Here is an 18611-nt window from a genome sequence, read left to right as displayed (position 1 = left end):
GCGAGCCCGCCGGGCAGGGGTGGCGGGGCTTCCGTTTCTTACATGCTGTTTAATTGCCTGCGCTTTGCAACAACAGACGATCTTCAGCAAGGAGTGGGCATGACGGCCCGGTCGATACGGTCAGCGGCCGCCGCCGCACTGGCGGGAACCATGGTGTTCGGGGCGGCGGCCTGTTCCACGCCGTCCGACGGCAAGAGCGGCGCGGCCGGCGCCCAGGACTCCGCCGTGGTCGGCATCGCCTACGAGCCGGAGTCGCTGAGCCCGCTGCTGGGCTACGGCAAGGACGGCAACTCCAAGATCTTCGACGGGCTGCTCACCCACGACGCGGACATGAAACTCAAGCCCGCGCTGGCCGCCAAGCTGCCCGAGGTCTCCGACGACGGCAAGACCTACACCTACACCCTGCGCGACGGCGTGACCTTCAGCGACGGCAAGCCCTTCACGGCCGACGACGTGGTCTTCACCTACGAGACCATCCTCGACGAGAAGACCAACAACGCCTCCAAGGCCGAGCTGGACGCCCTGGAGAAGGTCGAGAAGAAGGACGCCCGCACCGTCGTCTTCCACCTCAAGTACGCCTACGCGCCGTTCGCCGAGCGCACCGTCCTGCCCATCGCCCCGCAGCACATCGCCGGCAAGCAGGACGTGAACACCGGGTCCTTCACCACCCACCCGGTCGGCACCGGCCCGTACATCCTCACCAACTGGTCCAAGGGCGAGAAGCTCACCTTCAAGGCCAACCCGCACTACTGGGGCGGCGCGCCCAAGGTGAAGAACTTCACCATGGCGATCATCAAGGACGACGACGTGCGCGCCACCCGGCTGCGCTCCGGTGACCTCGACGGCGCCATCCTGCCGCCCAACCTCGCCGCTACCTTCAAGACCGCCAAGGGCATGGAGAGCCTGTCGGCCAAGACGTTCGACTACCGCAACGTCACCCTGCCGACCGCCAACGAGGTCACCGGGGACAAGGCGGTCCGGCAGGCCCTGGACATCGCCGTGGACCGCAAGGCCATGGTGGACGGCATCCTCGACGGTGCCGGCAAGCCCGCCTACGGACCGGTGCCGACCGACAGCCCCTGGTTCGCCAAGGGCACCGAACGCACCCACGACCTGAAGAAGGCCGGGCAGATCCTCGACGACGCCGGCTGGAAGAAGGGCGAGAACGGCATCCGGGAGAAGGACGGCAGGCCCGCCTCCTTCAAGCTCTGGTACCTCGCCGGCGACAAGCTCCGCCAGGAGCACGCGCTCGCCTTCGCCTCCGACGCCAAGAAGGCCGGCATCGAGGTCAAGGTCGAGTCCGGCCCGTGGGAGGCCATCCAGCCCAACATGAAGACCGACGCGGTCCTCGCGGGCGGCGGCAGCCCCGCCGACCCGGACTTCGACCAGTACCTGCTGCTGCACTCCTCGCTGGCCGGCGACGGCTTCAACAACATGTCGCGCTACGACAACCCCAAGGTCGACAAGGCGCTGGTGGACGCCCGCCGCACCGACGACAAGGCCGCGCGCAAGGCCGGGTACGACACCATCCAGCGCGAACTCGTCGAGGACCCGGCGTACATCTTCCTCACCCACATCGACCACCTCTACGTGGTCAAGGACCGCTGGAAGGACCTCACCACCCAGGTCGAGCCGCACGACCACGGCCTGGCCTCCGGCCCGTGGTGGAACGTAGAGGACTGGCAGCCCGCCAAGTGAGCCGCCTCGCACAGCTGCCCTGGGGGCCGATGGCGCGGATGACGGGCCGGCGGGCGCTGCTCGCCGTGCCGGTCCTCCTCGCCGTCACCCTCGGCGTGTTCGCCGTCGCCGCCGCCGCGCCCTTCGACCCCGTCAAGGCGTACGCGGGCACCGCGGGCCTGACCGCCTCCCAGGAGAACCTGGACCAGATCCGGCACAACCTCGGCGTCGACCAGCCGCTGCTCGGCCGCTGGTGGCACTGGCTGACCGGCGCGCTCACCGGCGACCTGGGCGACTCGGCGACGCTGCGCGCGCCCGTCTCGCAGGTGATCGGCGAGCGCATCGGCTGGTCGGTGCTGCTGTGCGCCCTGGCCTTCGTCGTCGCGATCATCGTGGGCACGCTGCTCGGCGTGCTCGCGGCCCGGCGGCGCGGCTCGCTGCTCGACCGCGCCGTCACCTCCGCCGCGTACACCCTGGAGGCCGCCCCGCCGTTCTGGCTCGGGCTGCTGGCCGTCTGGCTGTTCGCGCTCAAGCTGGGCGTACTCCCGGCCGGCGGGCTCACCGACACCGGCAGCGAGGTCGCCACGGCAGGACAGATCGCGCGCCATGTGATCCTCCCGGCGCTGGTCCTCGCCGTCTCGCAGCTCCCGTGGTTCGTGCTCTACGTACGGCAGGGAGTCGGCGACGCGCTGGAGGAGGACCCGGTACGGGGCGCGCGGGCCCGCGGCCTGAGCGAACGCACCGTCCTGCTCCAGCACGCCCTGCGCTCCGGCCTGCTGCCGGTCCTCACCCTGATCGGCTCCCGGGTACCGGAACTGATCACCGGCGCGCTGCTGGTGGAGACCGTCTTCAGCTGGCCGGGCATCGCCGCTGCCACCGTCGAGGCGGCGACGAGCGTGGACTTCCCGCTGCTGGCGGCGCTCACGGTGCTCGCCACCGCCGCCGTGCTGGTCGGCAACCTGCTCTCCGACCTGTTGTACGGACTCGCGGACCCGAGGGTGGGCTTCGATGGCTGACACCGTGAAGACGACCCGGGAGACGGCCGGAACGCCCGCCGCCACCCACTGGCACCAGCGGGCCGACCGGCGCGGCGGGCGCGGCACCCGCACCCTGCGCGTCCGCACCTCCGCCGTCCTGGTGGCGGCCATCGTCCTGGCCGTCGTCGCCGTGCCCCTGCTGTTCCCCCTGGACGGACAGGCCGTCGACCTCGCCGCCAAGCTCCGGGCGCCGTCCCCCGCCCACCCCTTCGGCACCGACGAGGTGGGCCGCGACCTGCTGCTCCGCTGCGTCTACGGCCTGCGTGTCTCGCTGCTCGTCGGCGTCGTCGCGGCGCTCGCCGCCACCGTCATCGGCACCGCGGTCGGCGCGCTGGCGGGGGCGCTCGGCGGCTGGGCGGACCGCGGCGTGATGCGCGTCGTGGACCTCTTCTCCTCCGTGCCCCACCTGCTGCTCGGCATCTTCATCGTGGCGATGTTCCGGCCCGGCGTCTGGCCCGTGATCATCTCGGTGGCGCTGACCCACTGGCTCTCGACCGCCCGCATCGTACGGGCCGAGGTGCTCTCCCTGCGGTCGCGCCCGTACGTCGACGCGGCCGTCTCAGGAGGTGCCTCACGGTGGCGGGTGACCGTACGCCACCTGCTGCCCGGCGTCCTGCCGCAGGCCGGGCTGGCCGCCGTCCTGATGGTGCCGCACGCCATCTGGCACGAGTCCGCGCTCTCCTTCCTGGGGCTCGGACTGCCCGCCCACGAGGCGAGCCTCGGCAACATGGTCAACAGCGCGCGCAGTTCGCTGCTCGCGGGCGACTGGTGGCCGACCCTCTTCCCGGGCCTGTTCATCATCGTCCCCACGCTCGCCATCGCGGGCCTGGCCGGTGCCTGGCGCGAACGCATCAACCCGCGCCGCCGATCGGAGCTGATGCTGTGACCCCGCCGTCCACCCCGCCGCCCACCGCCCCCTCGTCGCCCGTCCTGTCCGTCCGTGACCTGTCCGTACGGTTCCGGATGCGCGGCGGGCGGCACGTCGCCGCCGTCACCGGCGCGTCCTTCGACCTCGCCCCCGGCCACTGCCTTGCCCTCGTCGGCGAGAGCGGCTGCGGCAAGTCCGTCCTGGCCTCCGCCCTGCTCGGACTGCTCCCGGGCAACGCGGAGACCGCCGGCACCCCGCACCTGGACGGCGTGGAACTGCTCACCGCCTCCGAACGCGAACTGGCCCGCTCGGTACGCGGCCGCCGCATCGGCCTCGTACCGCAGAGCCCGGCCGCCCACCTCACCCCCGTACGCACGGTGCGGGCGCAGCTCGAAGAGACCGTCCGGGAGCTGACCGGCACCCCGAAGCACGCCCTGCGGGCCGCCGCGGAGCAGGCCGCGGCGCGCGCCGCCTTCCCCGCCGGGCACCTCGACCGTTACCCGCACGAACTCTCCGGCGGTCTGGCCCAGCGCGCCGCGACCGCGCTGGCGCTGGTCGGCGACGCCCCGCTGCTGCTCGCCGACGAACCGACGACCGGCCTCGACCGCGACCTCGTGGACCGTACGGTCGACGAACTGCGCCGCCACATCGACGCGTCCGGGGACGCGGGGGATGGCACCGGCCGGGCGCTCCTCATGATCACCCACGATCTGGCGGCGGCCGAGCGGATCGCCGACCGGGTGGCCGTCATGTACGCCGGCCGGATCGTCGAACTCGCCGACGCGGCCGACTTCTTCGGCACCCCCGGCCCCCGCCACCCGTACGCACGCGGTCTGCTCGACGCCCTCCCGGACCGCGCCTTCACCCCGATCCCCGGCATGCCGCCGGAGCTGGGCGCCCTCCCGCCCGGCTGCGCCTTCGCAGCCCGCTGCGACCGGCGTACGGACGTGTGCACGGCCACCGTGCCCGCGTTCACCGACGGCACCGCCTGCCACCACCCGCTGAAGACACCGGCGGCCGCCGCGCCCGGGGGAGCAGCCCGTGCTTGAACTCCGCTCGATCACCGCGGGCTACGACCGCGACCGCCCCGTGGTCCGCGACGTCTCCCTGAGCATCGCGCCCGGCGAGGCCGTCGGCCTGCTCGGCCCCAGCGGCTGCGGCAAATCGACGCTGGCCCGGGTGGCGGCGCTCCTGCACCGCCCGGACGCCGGCACCGTCGTCCTCGACGGCGAGCCCGCGACCGGCTACCGGCACCGCGCCTCGCGCGCCCAGCGCACCGCGTACGGAGTCGTCTTCCAGCAGCCCCGCCTGTCCGCCGACCCCCGCCTCCGCCTCGCCGACCTGATCACCGAACCCCTGCGCGCCACCGGCCGCCGCACCGAGGCCCCCGCCCGCCTCGCCGAACTGGCCCCCGCCGTCGGCCTCTCCGCCGACCTCCTGACCCGCCGCCCCCACGAGGTCAGCGACGGCCAGCTGCAACGCGCCTGCCTGGCCCGCGCCCTGATCCTGCGCCCCCGCTGGCTCATCTGCGACGAAATGACCGCCATGCTCGACGCGTCGACCACGGCGGCCCTGGTGACGGTGGTCGAGGACTACCGCCGCGCGTCGGGGGCGGGACTGCTGGCGGTGGGGCACGACCGGGTACTGCTGGAGCGGTGGTGCGGGCGGACGGTGGGGTGGGACGAGCTGGACCGCGGGTGAACGCGGTGTGGGCGGACCTCAGCCCTTGACGGCCTCCGCGATCCGTGCGGCGGCCTGTTCGGGCGTGAGGTGCGTGGTGTCGACGACCTCGGCCTCGGCGTGCAGCCACGTGCGGGCCGCCTCGGCGTAAGGCTCAAGGTACTGGAGGCGGAACGGAGAGGGGCCCATGACCTTGTCCCCCTCGATGCGCCCGCGGAGGGTGTCCTGGTCGGCGTGGAGGACGAAGTGCCGTACCGGAATGGCGTGTTCGGCGAGGCCCGAGCTGATCTCCCGCCAGTACTCCTCGACCAGGACGGTCATGGGCATCACCAGTGTGCCGCCGGTGTAGTCGAGCACGCGGCGGGCGGTCTCGACCACGAGCGGCCGCCACGGCGGCCAGTGCTGGAAATTGCCCGTCCAGGGCAGCCCCGGCGTGATGTCCATCAGTGTCTCGCCGACCTTCTCGGCGTCGAACACCCGTGAGTCCGGGATCAGCTGCCGCACGAGCGCGCTGGTCGTCGTCTTGCCCGCGCCATGGGTGCCGTTGAGCCATACGATCATGGGCTCGACGCTAGCGGCGGGCCGACCGCGGGACTGTGCCGAACATGTCACAGAACGGGCACGGCGGAAAGCCGGTACGGCTTCGGCCCGTTGTCAGTGCCCCCTGCGATAGTCGGGTCAGTGGTGCCGTACGTGTTGTCCGTCCCGCCCGTCCCGTCCGAGAAGGAGCCGCTGATGTCCGTCCGCAGAGTCGTGCCCGATATCCATTCGCAGGACATGGAGGGGAGCCGGGAGTTCTACGGGCTGCTCGGGTTCGAGGAGGTGATGAATCTGGGGTGGGTGATGACGATGGCGTCGCCGGAGAATCCCACCGCGCAGGTCATCCTCATGACCGAGGACCGCGGGGCGCCCGGCACCCCGCCGGACATGAGCGTCGAGGTGGAGGACGTGGACGCGGTGTATGCCGCGGTGCTGGCCAGTGGGGCGCCCATCGTGCGGGAGTTGCGGGACGAGGACTGGGGAGTGCGGCGGTTCTTCGTGCGGGATCCGAACGGGAAGGTGGTGAATGTGGTGAGCCATCGCTGAGGGGGTCGGCGGGAGGCTTCACGCCGAGCCGTAGCGTGCCTGGATCTGCCGGCGCACGGGTTTGCCCGTGCCGGTGCGGGGGAGTTCCGGAGCGATCACGGCGGAGCGGGGGATCTTGTACGCGGCCAGGCGGCTCGTGAGGGAGGCGAGGACCGCTTCCGGGTCGAGGGTCACGCCCGGCGCCGCGACCAGGACCGCGCGGCCGACCTCGCCCCACTCCGCGTCGGGCACGGGGATCACGGCGCAGTCGGCGACATCCGGGTGGGCCAGCAACGCGTGCTCGACCTCGGCCGGGTAGACGTTCTCGCCGCCCGAGATGATCACCTCTTTGAGGCGGTCCACGACGGTCAGCCCGCCGTGTGCGTCCACGCGCGCGACATCGCCCGTGCGGAGCCAGCCGTCCGTGAGCGCGGCCTCGGTCTGCCGGGGCCGGTTCCAGTAGCCGGTCATGACGTTCGGGCCGCGCACGAGGAGTTCGCCGGTCCGGCCGGGGACGGCGGTGTCCGCCCCGGCGGGACCGGCCGGGCCCGGATCCGCGACGCGCACATCGGTGAAGAAGTGCGGCACCCCGGCGCGTGACGCTCCCGCGTGCGCCGGTCCGGCGTCGGCGTGCCCATGGTGCGTCAGCAGGACGCCGGGGGCCGCCTCCGTCAGGCCGTACCCCTGACGGAGCGTGAGTCCGCGCTGCTCGTAGGCGGCCGTCAGGGCTTCGGGTACGGGCGCGCCGCCGCAGACCAGGGTGCGCAGGGACGACAGGTCGGCGTGCGGCCACCGCGGGTGGGCGGCGATCCGCCGGAACATGGTGGGGACGCCGAACAGGGACGTGACGCGGTGCCGCTCGACCGCATCGAGCGCCGCGCCCGCGTCGAAGGACTCCATCAGGACGCACGTACCGCCCTTCAGCAGCACCGGCAGGGCCTGCATGCCCAGCGCAGCGGCGTGGTAGAGCGGCGCCGCGACCAAGGCCACCTCGTCGGCCGTCAGATCCTCGTCGATCAGGACGTTGACGGCGTTCCATGTGAGGTTGGCGTGGCTGAGCACGGCGCCCTTGGGCCGTCCGGTGGTGCCGGAGGTGTAGAGGATGAGGCAGGGGTCGTCGGCCGCCACCGTCGCGGCCGGTTCGTCCCGTGCTTCCGCACCCCATGCCGTGCCGATCCGTGCGCCCGGCGCCTCCCCGTCCCGTACGGCCGCGTCGTCCACGTCCACCACCGCCACCCCCGCACCGCCTGCCCCCTCGGCACGCTTCCCGGACCGCAGCAGGACCCGCGCCCCGCAGTCCGCCAGCTGCCAGGCCAGTTCCGGTGGGGCGAGCCGTACGTTCAACGGGACGAACACCGCGCCCATCAGTCCCGCGGCGAACAGGGACGCCAAGAAGGCGGGCCGGTTGGGGCCGAGGAAGCCCACCCGGTCGCCCTGGCGTACGCCGTGCTCCCGCAGGGTGCGGGCGATACGGAGGGTGTGGCCGTACAGGCCGGCGTAGCTGACCGGGGCGCCGTCGTGGACGAGCGCCGTGCGGTGCGGGGTGCGCCGGGCCCGTCGTGCGGCCCAGGCGCCGATGCCTTCGTCGTCCATGTGCGGTTCCGCTCCGTCCGCCTCGGCTACTGGTGGGGCCTCACCCGTGCGGCTGAGGTGCGTAGTGATGAGTTATCACCAATGGTAATTTAATAGTGACGCTGGGTGTTCGACGAGTGGGGAGGTCACGGTGACCGCAGGGCCCGGTACAGCACTTCTGATGGACGCGCGGGTCCGCCACAGCCCCGAGGCCGAGCGCATCGACACCCGCGGCGAACCGCCGGTGTGGCGCGCGGAGCTGCCCGACGGCTCCACCGCCTGGGTCGCGTCCGGGTACGACGCCGCGCGCCAGGTGCTGACGGACTCCGGCTTCGCGAAACCGGCCGTCCGGGGCGGCGAGCGCTGGACGGACTATCTGGCCTTCACCGGCAAGGAGGTCACCGACAGCATCGTGCGCAGCATGCTCAACACCGACGGCGACCTGCACCGGCAGCTGCGCGAACTGGGCGCGTCGGCGTTCACGCCCGAGCGGGTGCGGGAGACCGCCGACCGCGCGGAAACGCTCGCCGAGACCCTGCTCGACGAGATCGCGGGACGCGGCCGCGCCGACCTCGTCCACGAATTCGCCCACCCCTTCGCCGTCCGGGCCATCACCGAACACCTCGGCTATCCGCCCGATTTCATCCGGCGCGCCCTGGAGCTGCGGCGCTGGGGCCCGTCCCCGCTGTTCGATCCCCCCGGCTCCCCGGACCGCGCGCGCTACGCCGCCGACCGCACGGCCATGAGCGAGCTGCTGCACGACCTGGTGGCCTTCCGGCGCGGCAGCCCCGGGCCCGACGCCGTCAGCGGGATGATCGCGCGCGCCGACGCCGCGGGCCTGGACGAAGGGCAGCTGACCTCCACCCTCTTCCTGCTGCTCGTCTCCGCCTACGAACCGGTCGCCGACTTCCTCACGTCGAGCCTGTACTCCCTCTGGCACCGCCCCGACCTGCTCGCCGACCCCGCCCGGGTGGCCGACGGCCTCGGCGAGCTGCTGCGCTACACCTCCCCGCTGGCCGCCACCATGCCGCGCTTCGCCACCCGCCCGATGGAGCTGTACGGCGCCGAGCTGGCGCCGGGGGACGCGGTGATCGTGCACCTGGCCCTCGCCAACCGCGACCCGCGCCGCTTCACCGCCCCCAACCGCCTCGACCTCGACCGGGAAACCGGCCAGGACCTGGTCTTCGCGCACGGCCCGCACTTCTGCCTCGGCAGCCAGTTCGCGGTCCGGCTGTGCCGTACGGCCCTCGGCGCCGTGCTGCGCCGCCTGCCCGGACTCGCCGCCGCCCGGCCGCTCGACACACTGCCCTGGCAGCGCGGCTCCACGGGCGGCATCACCCATCTGCACGTCACCGCGGGCCTGACGGAGCTGCCCGTCACCTTCCAGCCCCGGCACGCGGTGGTCTCCTGATGGCCCGCGTCACCGGTCTGTCGGTCCTCACCGCGTACGGCCGCGGCCCGGACGCGCTCTGGAAGGGCCTGACCTCCGCGACCCCCGCCGCCACACCGGTCACCCGCTTCGACACCGCACGGCACCGCGCCCACCACGCCGCCACCGTCCCCGGCACCCCGGATCTGTTCACGGAGCTGGCCCACCTCATCGGCGAGTCCTGCGACCAGGCGGAGCTGTCCCCGGCCGACCGGGCCGCCACCCCCCTCGTCCTCGCCCTGCACGCCGGCCCCGACACGGCGGCGCTGGCCGTCGAGCTGGCGGGCTCCTGCGGCCTGCGCGAGGCGCTCACCGTCCACACCGCCGCCTGCGCGGCCTCCAACACCGCCGTCGCCGAGGCGTCCCACCTCATCGCGGCGACCGACGAGCGGCGGGCCGTCGTGGCCGGCGCCAGCTTCGTCGACGCGAGCATGTTCGCGGCCTTCGACAGCGCCGGCATCATCGCCCCGAGCGGCGTCTGCCGCCCCTTCAGCGCGGGCCGCGACGGCCCGGTGCTCGGCGACGGCGCCGCCGCCGTGGTCCTCGAACACACCGGCACCGCACCGCCGTGGGCCGTCGTCCGCGGTTGGGGCAACACCGCCGAGGCCCACCACGTCTGCCGCCCGCACCCCGAGGGCCGGGGGCCCGCCGCGGCCGTCGCCACCGCGCTGCGCCGCGCCGGGCTCACCGGCGACCGGATCGGTTACGTGAACGCCCACGCCACCGCCACCCCCGCCTTCGACGCGGGCGAGGCCGCCGCTATCGTCAGCGCGCTGGCCCCGCACGGCGTACGGACCCCGGTCAGCTCCACCAAGGCCCTGCACGGGCACTGCCTGGAAGCCTCCGGCCTGGTCGAACTGGCCGTCTGCGCCCTCGCCTTCCGCCACGGCGAACTGCCCGTCAACGCCAACCACCTCGGCCCGGACGACGACTGCCCCCTCGACCTCGTGCTCGACCCGGGCCGCGCCCCGCAGTCCCGCTACGCCCTCAGCCTCAACAGCGGCTTCGGCGGCGTCTGCACGGCCCTCCTGCTGGCGATGCCGTGACCGAAGCCCACCCCGTGCCGCACGACCTCACGCGTGCGGGCAGAGCCCCATGAGGACGCCATGGAACTGACCGTTGAGACCCGTGCCCAGTGGCCGCCCCCGGACGATCCGGCGGCCCGCCTGCCGGAGGTGCCGCGCTTCGAGACCTCCGCCTTCGCGCCGCTGCTGGTGGCCGTCGGCGAGCGCTGCCTCACCGACCGGTACGGCACGCCCCCGCTGCCCCCGGACATCGGCCCGCGCACCGCGCTCGTCCTCGCGGCCACCCGCGGCGACATGGTCACCCAGACCGCCATCGACGACGCGGTGGCCGGGCGGCGCCAGGTGCCCAAACCGCTGCTGTTCCAGAACGTGCCCTCCACGGCGCTCGGCCACCTCAGCGCCGTATGGGGCCTGACCGGCCCGCTCGTCGCCACGCTCGCCATCGGCGACCCGCTCGCGGCGGCCCGTGGCACCGCGGCCCGCCTCCTCGCGACGGGCGACGCCGACCAGGTCCTGGCCATCGCCGCCGATCCGGGCGACGGCCCGGGAACGCCCGGCACGGCCTGGGCCCACCTGTTCACGACCGGCAATCCCTGAGTCCCACCGCAGCCGCACCGTCCCGGCTGCCCGCACCGAACCTCCCCCCAAGGAAGACGATGCCCTCGACCCTCCGGCCCCCCACCGCCGAGCTGAAGTTCCCCTCGCTCCTCACCCCCGAGGCGCTCGAAACCGCCGCCGGGCCCGTCACCGTACGGCTCGACGACGACTCCCTCAAGGCCGTCGCGCGCTGCCACGACTACCTGCACACCTGTTTGGAGAAGGGCCGCGAGATCTACGGCTCCACCACCGGCTTCGGGCCCCTCGTGGTCTTCGCGGGCCAGGACGAGGGCGCGGACCAGTGCGAGAACGTGCTCAGCCACCTCGAAGTCGGCCAGGGCCCGGACCTGGACCCGCCGGTGGCCCGCGCCACGCTGCTCACCCGCCTGTGGAGCCTGGCCCGTGGCCACTCCGGCGTGGCCCCCACCGCCGTGGAGGCCCTGGTGGCCATGCTCGGCACCTCCTTCGCGCCGGTCATGCCCGAGTACGGCTCGGTCGGGGCCAGCGGCGACCTCGCGCCCCTGGCCCACGCCATCCGGTCCCTCCAGGGGCGCGGCAACGCCTACCTCGGCGCCATGCGCATGCCCGCCGCCGAAGCCCTCGCCGCGGCCGGGCTGCGGCCGCTGGAGCTGACCGGGCGGGACGCCCTCGGCCTGGTCAACGGCACGTCCGTCACCGCGGCGGGCGCCGGTCTCGCGCTCGCCGCGCTGCACCGCTCGGTCGCCGCGGGGACCGCGCTGACCGCCCTGCTCGCCGGTGTCCTCGGCTGCCGCCCCGACTTCACCGCCCCCGAGATCTTCGAGGCGCTGGGCCACGACGACACCGCGTACCGCGCCGCCGACCTGCGCGAACGGCTCACCGGCCATGAGCCGAGCGGCACCCGCGCCCTCCAGGAGCCGTACACCCTGCGCTGCGCGCCGCACATCCTCGGGGCGGCGCAGAGCAGTCTGCGCCACGCCCGCCAGGTCGTCACCGACGACCTCAACGGCATCAGCGACAACCCGCTCTTCTTCCCCGAGCGCGATGTCGTCGCCCACGGCGGCAACTTCTTCGGGCAGCAGGTGGCCTTCGCCGCCGACCTGATGTCCATCACCGCCGCCCAGCTGGCCAACCTCGCCGAACGGCAGCTGGACCTGCTGATCGACACCCGGCGCAACGGCGGCCTCAACCCCATGCTCGCCGAGGACCCCGGCCGCGACCACGGCGTGCAGGGCGTGCAGCTCGCCGCGACCTCGCTGGTCGTCGCGATGCGCCGGGCCGCCACGCCCGCCGCCATGCAGAGCGTGCCCACCAACTGGCACAACCAGGACATCGTGCCGTTCGGCATCCAGGCCGCGTTCACCGCGCTCCGGCAGGCCAGGACGCTGCGCCTGCTGCACGGCTCGCTCGCCGTCGCCCTGTACCAGGCCGTACGCGTCGGCGCCCGCCGCCCCACCGCCCCCGCCTGCACCCGTCTCCTGGACGCCCTCGAACCGACCGTGGCCCGGGACCGGCCGTGGGCGGTGTCCGTACGCGAAGCCGCCGACGTGCTCGACCGCGCCTGCTGACCGCCACTCTCAGGGCCGCGGCACCACCATCACCTCGGTGCCCCGCGCCCGTACGGCCCGCACCTCCGCCGCCGGCAGCCCGTCGTCCACCACCAGCAGGTCGAAGTCGGTCAGCGGCGCCAGCGCGTACAGCCCGCCCTTGGTGAACTTGGTGTGGTCGGCGACCAGCACCCGCCGCCCGGCGCTCTCCATCATCGCCCGCTTGACCTGCACGGTCTCGGGCGAGGTGTGGTAGCAGCGGCCGTTGGTGACGGCGGTGGTGGACAGGAACAGCACATCGGCGCGGAACTCCCGTACCGCATCCGCCGTGTGCGGGCCCATGAACGCGTCGTACGCCGGGAAGTAGGCGCCGCCCAGGGAGATCAAGGAGATGCCGGGCTCCTTGGCGAGGGTGGTGACGGCCGGCAGCGAGTTGGTGATGACGGTCAGCGGGGTGTGCTCGGCGAACCGGTGCGCCAGCAGCAGACAGGTGGTGCTGTCGTCCAGCAGGACGGTCTGGCCGGGCACCAGCAGCGTCGCCGCAGCGCGCGCGAGAGCCTGCTTGACCGGCGCCATGACCGCCATCCGGTCGGCCACGCTCCCGTGGAACTGCGCCGACGGCAGCCCCGTCGCACCGCCGCGCACCTTGCGCAGCCAGCCCTGCGCCTGGAGGGCGTCCAGGTCGCGGTGGGCCGTCATCAGGCTGATCCCGAACTCCTCGGCGAGGTCGGCGGTGCGCACGAACCCGCGGGCGATGACCGCCTCGCGCAGGCGCCGCCGCCGCTCCTCCTGGGCTTCGAGCCGGTCCATGGTGCCCCTTCCGGTGCCGTACGGGGGCGTGCGGCGGGCGGCGCGCACCCGTACGCCGTGTGAATTCGCCGCGTTATGTTCGCACGGATTTAACGTGGCGCGCGCGCCGGAAGCGGCCCCCACCGGCGGTTCCGCTGCGACGCAACATGGCAGGCCACCGGCCCGATGCGAAGATTTCCGGCCACCATTGACCATGGTTTCGGCCGGACTGTTGCATCGGCTGCGTCCACTCCGCAGGCCCCCTGCCACCGCCTGCCGCCGTAGAAAGGGGAGATTCGATGAAGAACCCTCTCCCGCGTTCACCGATCACACGGGCGATCACCCGCCTGGGCATCCCGCCGACCCTCGCCTGGGGCTACCTGGGCCTGCTCCTGTTCATGATCGGGGACGGGGTCGAGTCCGGCTATCTCTCGCCGTACCTGATCGACCGGGGCATCCCCGAGCCCCGGGTGGCGCTGCTGTTCACCGTCTACGGCGTCGCGGCCGGCGTGGCCGCCTGGCTCTCCGGCGTCCTGTCCGAACTGTGGGGCCCGCGCCGCGTCATGTGGACCGGCCTCGCCATCTGGGGCGCCTTCCAGGTCGTCTTCCTCGCCGCGGCCGTCCCGCTGGGCAGCTACCCGCTGATGATGCTGGGCTACGGCCTGCGCGGCCTGGGATACCCGCTGTTCGCGTACGGGTTCCTCGTCTGGATCGCGGGGGTCGCGCCGCGGGCCCGGCTCGGCACCGCCATGGGCTGGTTCTGGTTCGCCTTCACCGGCGGCCTGCCCACCCTCGGCTCGCTGGTCGCCAGCGGCCTCATCCCGCACATCGGCGCGTACGCCACGCTGTGGGCCGCCCTGGTCCTGGTCGCGGCCGGCGGCCTGATCGCCCTGCTGCTGGTGCGGGACGACCGCGGCGGCAAGCGGCCGCGCGGCGAGGGCGACGGCCCGCTGACCACCCTGATCGGCAGCGTCACCATCCTGTGGCGCAACCCCCGGGTCGGCACCGGCGCCCTCGTACGGACCATCAACACGGCCTCGCAGTTCGGCTTCTTCGTCATCATGCCGGTGCACTTCACCCGCACCGTCGGCTTCAGCCTCACCCAGTGGCTGCACCTGCTCAGCGCCATGTTCGCCACCAACATCGTCGCCAACCTGCTGTGCGGCCTGATCGGCGACCGGATCGGCTGGCGCCGCACCATCGCCTGGTTCGGCGGCGCCGGCTGCACGGTCAGCACGCTGCTGCTGTTCTACGTACCGCAGGCGGCGGGCGCGAACTTCCCCCTGGCCCTGGTGGTGGCCGCCTTCTACGGCGCTACGCTGGCGGGGTACGTCCCGATATCGGCACTGATGCCCTCCCTGGAGCCCCGGCACAAGGGCCAGGCACTGGCGGCGCTCAACCTGGGCGCGGGCGCCAGCACCTTCGTCGGACCGGCCGTCGTCGCGGCCTTCGCCGGGCCGCTCGGCGTCGAAGGGGTGGTCTGGATCTTCGCGGGGATGTACGCGGTCAGTACCGCGCTCACCGTCTTCCTGAAGCTGCCGGACGAGCCGGGCACGGCACCGGCGCGCGCCGCCGCCACCGCGCCGTCCGCCTCGGCAGCGGCGTGAAAGGACGTAACCGATGTCCGTACTGACCATCGATGTCGGCACCACGATGATCAAGTCCGTGGTCTTCGACGACCGCGGCCGGGAAATCGCCGTCTCCCGCCTGGCCACCGAAGTGCTGCGCCCCCGCCCGGGCCGGGCCGAGCAGGACATGGACGCCGTCTGGAACGCCGTCGTCTTCACCGTCCGCAACGCGCTGTCCGAACTCGCCGCCCGCCCCGGCCCCGCCGACCCGGTGTGGCTGGTCTCCTTCACCGCCCAGGGCGACGGCGCCTGGCTGGTGGACGACCGCGGCCGCCCCACCGGACCCGCGATCCTGTGGTCCGACGGCCGCGCGGGCGACCTCGTCGGCCAGTGGCAGCGGGACGGCGTCCTGGAGGCGGCCTTCCGCCGCAACGGCTCGCTGACCTGCGCCGGCATGCCCAACGCGATCTTCGCCTGGCTCGCCCGGCACGACCCGGACCGGCTCGCCCGCTCCCGCTCCGCGCTCACCGCCGCGGGCTGGCTCTTCCTGCGGCTCACCGGCGTCACCGCCATCGACGAGTCGGACGCCTCGGCGCCCTTCCTCGACCACGCCACCGGCGCGTACGACCCGTACCTCCTCGACCTCTTCGGCCTGACCGGCCACGAGCGGCTGCTGCCGAAGGTGCTGGGCGAGCACGAGCGGATCGCCGAGATCACCTCCGAGGCGGCCGGACAGCTCGGGCTGCCCGCCGGGCTGCCGGTCGTGATGGCCCCGTACGACATCGCCGCCACGGCGCGCGGCGTCGGCGTGGTCAACCCCGGCCAGGCGTGCAGCATCCTCGGCACCACGCTGTGCACGGAGATCGTCCGGACGACCGTGGACACCACCGGCGAACCGTCCGGCATCAACATCGCCTACCGCGGCCGGGAACGCGTCCTGCGCGCCTTCCCGACCCTCAACGGCGCCGAGGTGCTCGGCTGGGCCGCACGCACCCTGCACCTGTCCGGGCCGCCGGAACTGGCCCGGCTGGCCTTCGAGTCGGAGCCGGGCGCGCGCGGGCTGATGTTCCTGCCGTACCTCTCCCCGGCGGGGGAGCGGGCGCCGTTCCTCGACGCGCACGCGCGCGGCGGGTTCTGGGGCCTGTCCCTGGAACACACCCGCGCCGACATGGCCCGTGCGGTCTTCGACGGCCTGTCGCTGGTACTGCGCGACTCGCTCGTCGCCTCCCGTACGGAGGTCACCGAGCTGCGGCTGTGCGGCGGCGGCGCCAACAGCGACGCGTGGTGCGCGCTCATCGCCGACGCGACGGGAGTGCCGACCGCCCGCTCCGGCGACACCGAACTGGGCGCCAAGGGCGCCTTCCTCACCGGCCTGGTGCTGTCCGGAGCCGAGTCCAGCATGCACAGCGCCGCCTCCAAGTACGTTCGGATGCGCGCCAGTTGGGAGCCCGACCTGGAGCGCACCGCCCAGTACGCGGAGCTGTACGAGGACTTCCTGCACTGGCGCGCCCTCGCCCGCGAGGCGGGCTGGCGCCCCCGGACCGGCAGCGCCGCAGCAGCCCCCGACCGGCCACCGGCCCTGTCGCCACAGGCCGCCGTACCACCCGAAACCCCCGCCCTAGGAGTCCCGCACCGTGTCTGACGCCCTGACCGCCGACGCCGTCTGGCTCGGTCTCGACCTCGGTACGCAGAGCGCCCGCTGCGTCGCCGTGGACGGGACCGGGCAGCTGCTCGCCGCCGCCTCCCGGCCGCTGACCAGCCACCGCGACGGCAGACAGCACGAGCAGCGGCCCGAGGAGTGGTGGAGCGCCCTGTCGGCCGCCTGCCGCGAAGCCCTCGACGGCATCGATCCGTCCCGGGTACGCGGCCTCGCCCTCGACGGCACCTCCGGCACGATCCTGCTCGCCGACGACGGCGGGACCCCGCTCACACCGGGCCTGATGTACGACGACGGCCGCGCCGCCGAAGAGGCCGAGGCCGTCAACGAGGCCGGGGGAGCGGTGTGGCAGGAGCTCGGCTACCGCAGCATGCAGCCCTCGTGGGCCCTGCCGAAACTGCTGTGGCTGCTGCGCCAGGACCCCGGCCTCGGCGAGCGGGCCCGGCTGCTGCACCAGCCCGACCTCATCACCTGGCGCCTGACCGGCCGTCAGGTCCCGTCCGACGCCAGCCATGCCCTCAAGACCGGCTACCAGCTCGTCGAGGAGCGCTGGCCGTCCGCCGAACTGGCCCGGCTCGGCGTGCCCGAGCGCGTTCTGCCGCAGGTCGTACGGCCCGGCACCGTCCTCGGTACGGTCTGCGCCGCCGCGGCCGAAGCCACCGGCGTCCCCGAGGGCACCGCCATTGTCGCCGGGATGACCGACGGCTGCGCCGCCCAGATCGGCGCCGGGGCCCTCACACCCGGCGCCTGGAACTCGGTCCTGGGCACCACACTCGTCCTCAAGGGTGTCAGCCCGCACCTGATCCGCGACCCGCACGGCGTCGTCTACTGCCACCGCGGACCGGACGGCACCTGGCTGCCCGGCGGCGCCTCCAGCTCCGGCGCGGGCGTCCTGGCACGGCACTTCACCCCGGAGAACGGCGACGACCTCGACGCGCTCACCGCACAGGCCGTACGCGAGGGCCGGGACTGGGACGCGGTCACCTACCCGCTGGTGTCGGCGGGCGGCGAACGCTTCCCCTTCCGCGCCCCCGACGCCGAACCTTTCACCCTCGGCGATGTGTCCACCCGCGCCCGGCAGTTCCACGCCTACCTGCTCGGCGTCGCCTGCGTCGAACGCCTCTGCTTCGACTACCTCGACCACCTCGGCGCCCCCATCGACGGGCCCCTCACCTTCACCGGCGGCGGCGCCCGCAACGCCTACTGGTCGCAGCTGCGCGCCGACCTGCTCGGCCGCCCCGTCCACCTGCCCGAACAGGCCGAAGGCGCCCTCGGCATGGCCGTCCTCGCCGCCACCTCCGGCGGCGTCACCCTCCAGGAGGCCGCCGCGGCCATGGTCCGCACCGGCGCCCCCGTCACGCCCGACCCGGCCCGTACCGCCCGCCTGCTCCCCGCCTACCTCCGCTTCCTCGACGAACTCACCCGCCGTGGCCGGCTCGACCAGACCGTGGCCGACCACGCCCGCAGGAGGGCCGCACAGTGACCGACTTCATCCTCGTACGCCACGGCGAGACCGAGTGGCACGCCGAGAACCGCTACGCCGGGCTCACCGACGTGGCGCTGACCGGCCGCGGTGAGGAACAGGCGGCCGCCCTCGCCGACTGGGCCGCCACCGCCCGCCTGAACGCCGTCTGGTGCTCCCCGCTATCCCGCGCCCGCCGCACCGCCGCGCCCGCCGCCGCTGCCTGCGGCCTGACCCCGCACGTCGACGCCCGCCTCTACGAGGTGGACTTCGGCCGCGGCGAGGGCCTGACCAGGGCCGAGATGCGCAACCGCTTCCCCGAGGAGCTGGAGGCGTTCCTCACCGACCCGGTGGGCCACCATCTGCCCGGCGGCGAGGACCCGCGCGCCGCCGCCGTACGCGCCGCCGACTGCCTCGCCGACATCGCGCGCGCCCACCCGGACGGCCGCGTCCTGATCGTCGCCCACTCCACCCTCGTCCGGGTCCTCCTCTGCCACCTGCTGGGCATCCCGCTCGCCGACTACCGGCGCGTCTTCCCCCAGCTCCTCAACGGCGCGCTGACCGAACTGCGCATCCGCGACGGCCAGGCGGCGCTGCTGCGCCTGAACGTCCCCGCCGTCCCCGCGCCGGTCACCGCACCACTGCACTGACCCGCACCG

Annotated in this window: 17 protein-coding genes; 14 read left to right on the top strand and 3 right to left on the bottom strand. The window is 73.7% G+C overall.

Annotation, left to right across the window (positions count from 1 at the left end):
* Positions 1-99: 99 nt before the first annotated feature.
* The 5 genes from CP984_RS04810 (at position 100) to CP984_RS04790 (ending at position 5283) form a co-directional block, all read left to right on the top strand.
* On the top strand, positions 100-1698 hold the full coding sequence (locus CP984_RS04810) for an ABC transporter substrate-binding protein (protein WP_003982466.1): 1599 nt from the start codon (positions 100-102) through the stop codon (positions 1696-1698).
* Positions 1699-1727: 29 nt separating this feature from the next.
* Positions 1728-2693: an ABC transporter permease gene (locus CP984_RS04805; protein WP_032914013.1), complete on the top strand. Its 966-nt coding sequence runs from the start codon at positions 1728-1730 to the stop codon at positions 2691-2693.
* Positions 2686-3600: an ABC transporter permease gene (locus CP984_RS04800; protein ID WP_003982468.1), complete on the top strand. Its 915-nt coding sequence runs from the start codon at positions 2686-2688 to the stop codon at positions 3598-3600. The genes CP984_RS04805 and CP984_RS04800 overlap by 8 nt, the downstream gene beginning before the upstream one ends.
* Positions 3601-3677: 77 nt before the next feature.
* Positions 3678-4631 carry an ABC transporter ATP-binding protein gene (locus tag CP984_RS04795; RefSeq protein WP_043976969.1) on the top strand — a complete coding sequence of 318 codons (954 nt, stop codon included), beginning with the start codon at positions 3678-3680 and terminating at the stop codon, positions 4629-4631.
* Positions 4624-5283, top strand: a complete 660-nt coding sequence (locus tag CP984_RS04790; RefSeq protein ID WP_003982469.1) for an ABC transporter ATP-binding protein — start codon at positions 4624-4626, stop codon at positions 5281-5283. The genes CP984_RS04795 and CP984_RS04790 overlap by 8 nt, the downstream gene beginning before the upstream one ends.
* An 18-nt stretch (positions 5284-5301) precedes the next feature.
* Here the strand turns inward: CP984_RS04790 and CP984_RS04785 are convergent, their stop codons facing one another.
* Positions 5302-5823: a P-loop NTPase family protein gene (locus tag CP984_RS04785; RefSeq protein ID WP_003982470.1), complete on the bottom strand. Its 522-nt coding sequence runs from the start codon at positions 5821-5823 to the stop codon at positions 5302-5304.
* A 174-nt stretch (positions 5824-5997) separates the two neighbouring features.
* On the opposite strand from CP984_RS04785, the gene CP984_RS04780 reads away from it, so the two are divergent.
* Positions 5998-6348 carry a VOC family protein gene (locus tag CP984_RS04780; protein WP_003982471.1) on the top strand — a complete coding sequence of 117 codons (351 nt, stop codon included), beginning with the start codon at positions 5998-6000 and terminating at the stop codon, positions 6346-6348.
* 18 nt (positions 6349-6366) lie between these two features.
* Here CP984_RS04780 and CP984_RS04775 read toward each other — a convergent pair whose 3' ends face one another.
* A complete protein-coding gene (locus CP984_RS04775) occupies positions 6367-7920 on the bottom strand; it encodes an acyl-CoA synthetase (protein ID WP_003982472.1) in 1554 nt (517 codons plus the stop codon).
* Between the two features lie 160 nt (positions 7921-8080).
* On the opposite strand from CP984_RS04775, the gene CP984_RS04770 reads away from it, so the two are divergent.
* The 4 genes from CP984_RS04770 to CP984_RS04755 are packed head-to-tail and all read left to right on the top strand — an operon-like array spanning position 8081 to position 12497.
* A complete protein-coding gene (locus CP984_RS04770; RefSeq protein ID WP_003982473.1) occupies positions 8081-9310 on the top strand; it encodes a cytochrome P450 in 1230 nt (409 codons plus the stop codon).
* Complete coding sequence (locus CP984_RS04765; RefSeq protein WP_003982474.1) at positions 9310-10374, top strand: beta-ketoacyl-[acyl-carrier-protein] synthase family protein; 1065 nt, start codon at positions 9310-9312, stop codon at positions 10372-10374. Before CP984_RS04770 ends, CP984_RS04765 begins: the two co-directional genes overlap by 1 nt.
* Positions 10375-10434: 60 nt before the next feature.
* On the top strand, positions 10435-10950 hold the full coding sequence (locus CP984_RS04760; protein WP_003982475.1) for a beta-ketoacyl-[acyl-carrier-protein] synthase family protein: 516 nt from the start codon (positions 10435-10437) through the stop codon (positions 10948-10950).
* A 59-nt stretch (positions 10951-11009) separates the two neighbouring features.
* Positions 11010-12497: an aromatic amino acid ammonia-lyase gene (locus tag CP984_RS04755; protein ID WP_003982476.1), complete on the top strand. Its 1488-nt coding sequence runs from the start codon at positions 11010-11012 to the stop codon at positions 12495-12497.
* A gap of 9 nt (positions 12498-12506) precedes the next feature.
* On the opposite strand, the gene CP984_RS04750 is transcribed toward CP984_RS04755, so the two are convergent.
* Positions 12507-13286: a DeoR/GlpR family DNA-binding transcription regulator gene (locus CP984_RS04750; RefSeq protein WP_003982477.1), complete on the bottom strand. Its 780-nt coding sequence runs from the start codon at positions 13284-13286 to the stop codon at positions 12507-12509.
* Between the two features lie 278 nt (positions 13287-13564).
* Between CP984_RS04750 and CP984_RS04745 the strand changes: the two genes are divergently transcribed.
* From CP984_RS04745 to CP984_RS04730, 4 genes are read left to right on the top strand one after another with little or no spacing between them, the layout of a single operon-like run.
* Entirely contained in the window at positions 13565-14872 is a 1308-nt protein-coding gene (locus CP984_RS04745; protein ID WP_003982478.1) for an MFS transporter, read from the top strand.
* Positions 14873-14885: 13 nt separating this feature from the next.
* Positions 14886-16475: an FGGY-family carbohydrate kinase gene (locus CP984_RS04740; protein ID WP_003982479.1), complete on the top strand. Its 1590-nt coding sequence runs from the start codon at positions 14886-14888 to the stop codon at positions 16473-16475.
* Positions 16468-17973, top strand: coding sequence for an FGGY-family carbohydrate kinase (locus CP984_RS04735; protein WP_003982480.1), 1506 nt, complete (start codon positions 16468-16470; stop codon positions 17971-17973). Before CP984_RS04740 ends, CP984_RS04735 begins: the two co-directional genes overlap by 8 nt.
* On the top strand, positions 17970-18602 hold the full coding sequence (locus CP984_RS04730) for a histidine phosphatase family protein (RefSeq protein ID WP_003982481.1): 633 nt from the start codon (positions 17970-17972) through the stop codon (positions 18600-18602). The genes CP984_RS04735 and CP984_RS04730 overlap by 4 nt, the downstream gene beginning before the upstream one ends.
* Positions 18603-18611 lie beyond the last annotated feature (9 nt).

Source organism: Streptomyces rimosus, from assembly GCF_008704655.1.
Taxonomy (GTDB): Bacteria; Actinomycetota; Actinomycetes; order Streptomycetales; family Streptomycetaceae; genus Streptomyces; species Streptomyces rimosus.
This window is presented reverse-complemented; position numbering and strand designations above follow the sequence as displayed.

Coding starts and splice junctions, on each gene's coding strand:
- CP984_RS04810 (WP_003982466.1), top strand. CDS start 100: ATGACGGCCCGGTCGATACGGTCAGCGGCCGCCGCCGCACTGGCGGGA.
- CP984_RS04805 (WP_032914013.1), top strand. CDS start 1,728: ATGGCGCGGATGACGGGCCGGCGGGCGCTGCTCGCCGTGCCGGTCCTC.
- CP984_RS04800 (WP_003982468.1), top strand. CDS start 2,686: ATGGCTGACACCGTGAAGACGACCCGGGAGACGGCCGGAACGCCCGCC.
- CP984_RS04795 (WP_043976969.1), top strand. CDS start 3,678: ATGCGCGGCGGGCGGCACGTCGCCGCCGTCACCGGCGCGTCCTTCGAC.
- CP984_RS04785 (WP_003982470.1), bottom strand. CDS start 5,823: ATGATCGTATGGCTCAACGGCACCCATGGCGCGGGCAAGACGACGACC.
- CP984_RS04780 (WP_003982471.1), top strand. CDS start 5,998: ATGTCCGTCCGCAGAGTCGTGCCCGATATCCATTCGCAGGACATGGAG.
- CP984_RS04775 (WP_003982472.1), bottom strand. CDS start 7,920: ATGGACGACGAAGGCATCGGCGCCTGGGCCGCACGACGGGCCCGGCGC.
- CP984_RS04770 (WP_003982473.1), top strand. CDS start 8,081: ATGGACGCGCGGGTCCGCCACAGCCCCGAGGCCGAGCGCATCGACACC.
- CP984_RS04765 (WP_003982474.1), top strand. CDS start 9,310: ATGGCCCGCGTCACCGGTCTGTCGGTCCTCACCGCGTACGGCCGCGGC.
- CP984_RS04760 (WP_003982475.1), top strand. CDS start 10,435: ATGGAACTGACCGTTGAGACCCGTGCCCAGTGGCCGCCCCCGGACGAT.
- CP984_RS04755 (WP_003982476.1), top strand. CDS start 11,010: ATGCCCTCGACCCTCCGGCCCCCCACCGCCGAGCTGAAGTTCCCCTCG.
- CP984_RS04750 (WP_003982477.1), bottom strand. CDS start 13,286: ATGGACCGGCTCGAAGCCCAGGAGGAGCGGCGGCGGCGCCTGCGCGAG.
- CP984_RS04745 (WP_003982478.1), top strand. CDS start 13,565: ATGAAGAACCCTCTCCCGCGTTCACCGATCACACGGGCGATCACCCGC.
- CP984_RS04740 (WP_003982479.1), top strand. CDS start 14,886: ATGTCCGTACTGACCATCGATGTCGGCACCACGATGATCAAGTCCGTG.